The following is a 6,000-nucleotide window of genomic DNA, read 5'->3' as shown; positions in this document are numbered from 1 at the left end:
AAATTCAAGGAGTCTTTCGCCATCTCGGGCGCGCCTTTCTTTGCTTACTTTCTTTGGCAAGACAAAGAAAGTAAGTCGCCCCCGGCAGGGGGTGAAACAAGGGACGCTACACGAGCATCAAAAAAAGCCCTCAGCCCGACTCTTTAATCCGAAACACCTCCACCCCCACCGACTCACAATCCGGATACACATCCGGCTTCTCCGTCGACACCCGCGCGGCCAGCACATGCGGGTGCTTGAGCATCGCCGTCAGCACGTCATCGCACAGCGTCTCCTGCAGATGGATATGGCCTTGCGCCATGCGCCGCGCCACGGTCTCGCGCATGAAGTCGTAATCCACCACTTCATGCAGCTTGTCTTCCGTGGGCGACGAATGCTCCAGCGGCACGTACAGCTCGATGTTGATCAGGACGCGCTGCTCGCCCTTTTTCTCGAATTCATGCACGCCGATGTTGATCTGCACTTCGTAGTTGCGCAGGAACATGCGGCGGCAGTGCGACAGGCGCGGGTGGGATAGCAGGGAAAGCATGGGAGCGTCCGGGGAAAGATTATTCAGTCAGGAACATCACGTCGCGAGCCAGCGGCATCAGGTGCTGGCCGCCGTCGACGAACAGTGTGGTGCCGGTGACGGCGCGGGCGGTGGCGAGGTAGCACACCGCCTCGGCGATGTCTTCCGGCGTGGACGACTGGCCCAGCGGCGTCATCTGGTGCGCGCGTGCAAACCCGCCTTGCGACTGGTCGCCCGACACCATCGTGATGCCCGGCGCCACGCCCACCACGCGCAGCGCGGGCGCCAGCGCCTGCGCAAGCTGCATCGTGGCGGTCGACAGCGCCGCCTTCGACAACGTGTAAGAGAGGAAATCCGGGTTCAGGTTATCGAGCTTCTGGTCGAGCAGATTGATGACGACGCCGCGGTGCTCGGCGCCATCGGCAGTCAGCGCACGGTGCAGCTCGCGCGACAGCAGCAGCGGCGCCGCCACGTTGGTGCGCATGTGCGTATCGAGCGACGCATAGCTGAAGCTGGTCGCGACGTCGTACTGGAACAGCGACGCGTTGTTGACCAGGCACGTGGGCGTACCCAATGCAGCGCTGCAATCGGCGATCAGGCGGCCGGCGGCGGCTTCGTCCGACAGGTCGGCCTGCAGCACGGCGGCGCGCCGGCCCATGGCGGTGATCTCGGCGGCCACGGCGTCGGCCTCGGTGCGCGAGCGGTGGCAATGCACTGCCACATCCCAGCCGTGACGGGCCAGGGCCAGGGCAATGACGCGCCCCACGCGACGGCCTGCGCCTGTGACGAGAGCGATGCGCCGCTGTGTAGCGGATTCTGCGGTCGATTCCGCAGTGGACTGGTTGGGCGTCTGCGCCATTGTTTACAATTCGCCGATGAGCAAAACCGTGAGTTTACCGCTTCCCAACGAGGCGGCGCAGGCGCAGTCCGCGCACCTGTTCGCCGTGATCGCCGACGCCATTGCGGCCGCCGGCGGCTGGCTTCCGTTCGACCGCTACATGGAACTGGCGCTCTACGCGCCCGGCCTGGGCTATTACAGCGGCGGCGCGGCCAAATTCGGCCGCCGCGTGGAGGACGGCGGCGACTTCATCACCGCGCCCGAACTGACGCCGTTCTTCGGCCGCACCGTGGCGCACCAGCTCGCGCAGGTGCTGCAGGCATTGCCCGAAGGCCAGCGCCACGTGCTGGAATTTGGCGCCGGCACCGGCAAGTTGGCCGCCGACATCCTTATCGAATTGGATGCGCTGAGCGTGCGGCCCGACGGCTACGGCATCGTCGAACTCTCCGGCGAGCTGCGCCAGCGCCAGCAGGAGCGTCTGACTGCGCTCGGCCCCGAACTGGGCGCCCTGGCGCAGTGGCACGACACATTGCCCGCACCGTTCACCGGCGTGATGGTCGGTAATGAAGTGCTGGATGCGATGCCCGTGTCGCTGTGGGCGCGGCGCGGCGGCATGTGGCACCAGCGCGGCGTGATGCTAGATGCGGAGCACGGCCTGCAATGGGAAGACCGGCTTGTTGATCCGTCAGAGGTCCCAGCCAAGCTGGCCGCCCTGCCCGGCACGGATGATTTCGTTACCGAATCGCATGAGGCCGCCGAGGGCTTCATCCGCAGCACCGGCGCAGCGCTAGAACGCGGCCTGCTGCTGCTGATCGACTACGGTTTCCCGGCTGCCGAGTACTACCACGCGCACCGCGCCAACGGCACGCTCATGTGCCACTACCGCCAGCACGCGCACGACGATCCGTTCTGGCTGCCCGGCCTGCAGGACATCACCGCGCACGTCGATTTTTCGGGGATTGCACAGGCGGGCCAGGAAGCCGGGCTGGAACTGCTCGGCTATACGAGCCAGGCGCGCTTTCTGTTGAGCGCCGGTGTGGGCGAATTGCTGATGAGGCTCGACCCGTCCGACCCGATGCAGTTTCTGCCGGCAGCCAATGCCGTGCAGAAGCTGCTCTCCGAAGCCGAAATGGGCGAGCTGTTCAAAGCCATCGCGCTGGGCAAAGGCATCGATGCAGCACTGCCGCTGGCCGGCTTTGCGGACGCCGACCGCTCGAACCGCTTGGGTTAGTCGATCAGGCTGACGCGGCCTTGGCTGTTTTGGCTTCCAAGGCGCGTTCGTTCTGCTCGGCTTCGTAGCGGCCGATCGTGCCGCGCATCCACCAAAGCAGCGCCAGGCCCGGGAAGGCAAACACCACGGTCATCAGATAGAACGCGGGCCAGCCGTAGGCTTCAACGAGGTAGCCCGAGGTGGGCCCGACGTACACGCGGCCGATGGAAGCCAGCGCCGACAGCAACGCATACTGCGTCGCCGAGAACGACCGGTTGCACAGCGCCATCAGCAGCGCCACAAAGGCCGCCGTGCCCATGCCGCCGCAGATATTCTCGATGCCGATGGCCACCGCCATCGTCCACAGGTGCTGCGGCGTCACGGCCAGCACCCAGTAGCCCAGGTTCGACACGGCCTGCAGCACGCCGAAGATCAGCAGCGCGCGCACCAGCCCCAGCCGCACCATCAGCGTGCCGCCATACAGTGCGCCCACGATGGTGGCGGCCAAGCCGAGCGTCTTGTTGACGATGCCGACCTCACCCGCAGAAAAGCCGACGCCGCGGATCAGGAACGTGGTCGACAGGCTGCCCGCAAACGCATCGCCCAGCTTGTAGAGCACGATCAGCGCCAGCAGCGCCCAGGCGCCACGGCGGGAGAAAAAGTCCCGCAGCGGGCCGACCACCGCTTCCTGCAGGCTGCGCGGTGGGCGCGCCGACACCTCCGGCTCGGGCGACCACAGTGTGGTGAAGATACCCAGCGCCATCAGGGCGGCCATCAGCAGATACATGTTGCTCCAGCCCATCACGCGATCGGCGAGATACAGCGCCAGGCCGCCCGATACCAGCATCGCCAGCCGGTAGCCGAGCACCTTCACGGCTGCGCCGACGCCGCGCTCGCTCGTATGCAGCACATCGGTGCTGTAGGCATCGAAGACGATGTCCTGCGACGCCGACAAAAACGCCACCAGCACGGCAAGCCCGGCCAGTGCCCAGAGCGCGGCGTGCGGCGGCGTGAAGGCCATGGCGGCAATCGACACCACCAGCCCGGCCTGCGTCAGCACCAGCCAGCCGCGCCGCCGGCCCATCAGCGGCGGCGTGAAGCGGTCCATCAGCGGCGCCCACAGGAACTTGAAGATGTACGCCTGCCCCACCAGCGAGAACAACCCGATGGTGCGGATATCCAGCCCTTCCACCGTCATCCAGGCCTGCAGCGTGCCCGAGGTGAGCGCCAGCGGCAGGCCGGAGGCAAAGCCCAGCAACAACATGGCGCCGATGCGGCGGTTGCGAAAAATATCGAGGTAATCGTGGAAGGTCATGCGGCGGGCCGGTGGCGAAGGCGAATGCGGGTTGCCACGTAGCGTGGCGCGCGGCGTTGGCCGATATTATGTCGCACGGATCCGTCCCCTCACCCATATGCCCCGCGTCACACGCTCCCTGCTGACCACTTTCGGCCTCGCGCTATCTGCGTGGGCAACCGCCATGGACGGCCCGCTGCCCGTCCCCGCCGACGGCGTGAAGCTGGAAGCGCCCACCACCACATCGCCCAACATCCGGCTCGTCATTCCGGCCGAGGAAATCGATAAGCGCGCGCTGGCCGAATATCAGGGGATCATCGACAACGCGGCCCACGAAGGCGCGCTGGCGTCCGACAACGTGCCGGATCTGATCCGCATCCGCGGCATCGTCAAACGGCTCACACCTCAGGCACCGCGCTGGAACCCCGACGCCACGCACTGGCAGTGGGACGTCAACTTGATCGGCTCGTCGCAGGTGAACGCGTTCTGCATGCCCGGCGGCAAGATCGCCGTGTTCTCGGGCCTGCTCGAACAGTTCAAGCTGACGGACGACGAACTCGCCATGGCGCTCGGCCACGAGATCGCCCACGCGTTGCGCGAACACGCCCGCGCCCGCGCCGGCCAGCGTGAAATCACCAACCTGGGCGCCAACGTCATCTCGCAATTGTTCGGCTTCGGCAACCGGGGCGATACGGACCTCGGCGAAGGCGCCAAGATGCACCTGCTGGCCTTCTCGCGCGCGGAGGAAACCGAGGCCGACCTGGTCGGCATGGACATCGCCTCCCGCGCCGGCTACGACCCGCGCGCCGCGCTCACGCTGTGGCAGAAAATGGGTTCGATCGGCGGGACGGAGCAAAAGCAGTTTCTGTCGACGCACCCGTCGGGACGCACGCGGATGGCGGTGCTGTCGCGTCATTTGCCCGAAACGCTCACGCTGTTTGCCGACGCCCGCCATATGACGATGGCGAAGCTGCCCGAATATCGGTCGAACATGCAATATCTGGGGGCTGCGCCTGTTGATAATGGCGACGAAGCGCCGATGCGGCCGATGGTACGGCGGTAGTGTGCAAATCAATGCGGCTGCAGCTGCTCGCTTGAGCCAGGACGCTGCACTGCGGGCTCTCGCCGTGCCCGCCGCGACAACGCCATCCCCGCCACCGTTGCGCCCAGGATCAGCACCGCTCCGCCCGTCTGCATCGGGCTGAACCACTCGCCCAGGACCAGCGCGCCGAGCACGGTCGCCGTCAGCGGGCTGAGCAACGACAGAAACGTCACGTCTGCGCCGAGCACGCCGATACCGCGCACCCATAGCCAGTAGCCCAACGCCGTGCCGATGACGATAAGGTACGCAAAGCCCACCGCGTTGCGCGCTGTGAGCATGGGCGGCAAGCCTTCCACGAACAACGCCACTGGCAGCAGCACCAGCCCGCCCAGCGCGAGCTGCCAGGCAGCCACCGCCAGCGGCGTGCCGATTCGGCCCCAGCGTTCAATGAGCACGGTGCCGATCGCCATCGAAAACGCAGCGGCCAGGGCTGCCGCCACACCAATCGCATCGAGCCTGGCCGCTGGGCCGAGAATCAGCAGCCCCACCCCCATCGACCCTGCCAGCGCTGCCGCCAGTTGCGCCGGACGCGGCTTGCGCGCCAGCAGGGGCCACGCCAGCAGCGCCACCACCAGCGGTTGCGCCGACATGATCGTCGCTGCCACGCCGCCTGGCAGGCGCTGCGCCGCCAAGAACAAGAGCGCGAAGAACACGCCGATATTCGCCAGCCCGAGAAACAGCAAGGGAAGCAACTTGCTACGCGGCGGCAGGCCCGGGCCGAGAAGCATGAGCAGCACCCCTGCCGGGAGCGCACGCAGCGCGCCGACCAGCAACGGGTGACCAACGGGCAGCGTTTGCGTGAACACCAGATATGTCGTGCCCCACAGAACGGGTGCCGCAGCGGTCGCCAACATGAGCGTCAGGCGGTTGAACTGCATGAGAAATCTCCATGTCACGTTATTTGATATCGAAATAATGAGTCGCTTGGACAGGTTTCATGCGTGTTCCGCTACATAGCACCCGCTCGCGTCGACGCCCTGTGGCTTCAGCGGGAACCATCACGGCTCGCGTTGTCTCGCTCGGCCAAACCCGATACGATTCCTAAAGT

At 66.1% G+C, this 6,000-nt stretch carries 6 protein-coding genes; 2 read left to right on the top strand and 4 right to left on the bottom strand.

The window, feature by feature from the left end; genetic code table 11:
* Positions 1 to 130: 130 nt before the first annotated feature.
* Positions 131 to 529, bottom strand: coding sequence for a dihydroneopterin aldolase (locus AAHM38_RS19875; protein WP_012760881.1), 399 nt, complete (start codon positions 527 to 529; stop codon positions 131 to 133).
* A 19-nt stretch (positions 530 to 548) separates the two neighbouring features.
* Positions 549 to 1,367: an SDR family oxidoreductase gene (locus AAHM38_RS19870; protein ID WP_037027964.1), complete on the bottom strand. Its 819-nt coding sequence runs from the start codon at positions 1,365 to 1,367 to the stop codon at positions 549 to 551.
* Between the two features lie 16 nt (positions 1,368 to 1,383).
* Between AAHM38_RS19870 and AAHM38_RS19865 the strand changes: the two genes are divergently transcribed.
* Complete coding sequence (locus tag AAHM38_RS19865; protein WP_116576930.1) at positions 1,384 to 2,577, top strand: class I SAM-dependent methyltransferase; 1,194 nt, start codon at positions 1,384 to 1,386, stop codon at positions 2,575 to 2,577.
* A 4-nt stretch (positions 2,578 to 2,581) separates the two neighbouring features.
* Here the strand turns inward: AAHM38_RS19865 and AAHM38_RS19860 are convergent, their stop codons facing one another.
* Entirely contained in the window at positions 2,582 to 3,871 is a 1,290-nt protein-coding gene (locus AAHM38_RS19860; RefSeq protein ID WP_116576916.1) for a muropeptide transporter, read from the bottom strand.
* Between the two features lie 97 nt (positions 3,872 to 3,968).
* On the opposite strand from AAHM38_RS19860, the gene AAHM38_RS19855 reads away from it, so the two are divergent.
* On the top strand, positions 3,969 to 4,913 hold the full coding sequence (locus AAHM38_RS19855; RefSeq protein WP_116576915.1) for a M48 family metallopeptidase: 945 nt from the start codon (positions 3,969 to 3,971) through the stop codon (positions 4,911 to 4,913).
* A gap of 8 nt (positions 4,914 to 4,921) precedes the next feature.
* On the opposite strand, the gene AAHM38_RS19850 is transcribed toward AAHM38_RS19855, so the two are convergent.
* A complete protein-coding gene (locus AAHM38_RS19850) occupies positions 4,922 to 5,830 on the bottom strand; it encodes a DMT family transporter (RefSeq protein WP_116576914.1) in 909 nt (302 codons plus the stop codon).
* Between the last annotated feature and the right edge of the window lie 170 nt (positions 5,831 to 6,000).

The sequence above is a fragment of the Ralstonia sp. OTU4908 genome (genome assembly GCF_038440115.1).
Lineage (GTDB): Bacteria > Pseudomonadota > Gammaproteobacteria > Burkholderiales > Burkholderiaceae > Ralstonia > Ralstonia pickettii.
The sequence above is the reverse complement of the archived record's forward strand: the minus strand, read 5'-3'. Positions and strand labels throughout refer to the sequence as shown.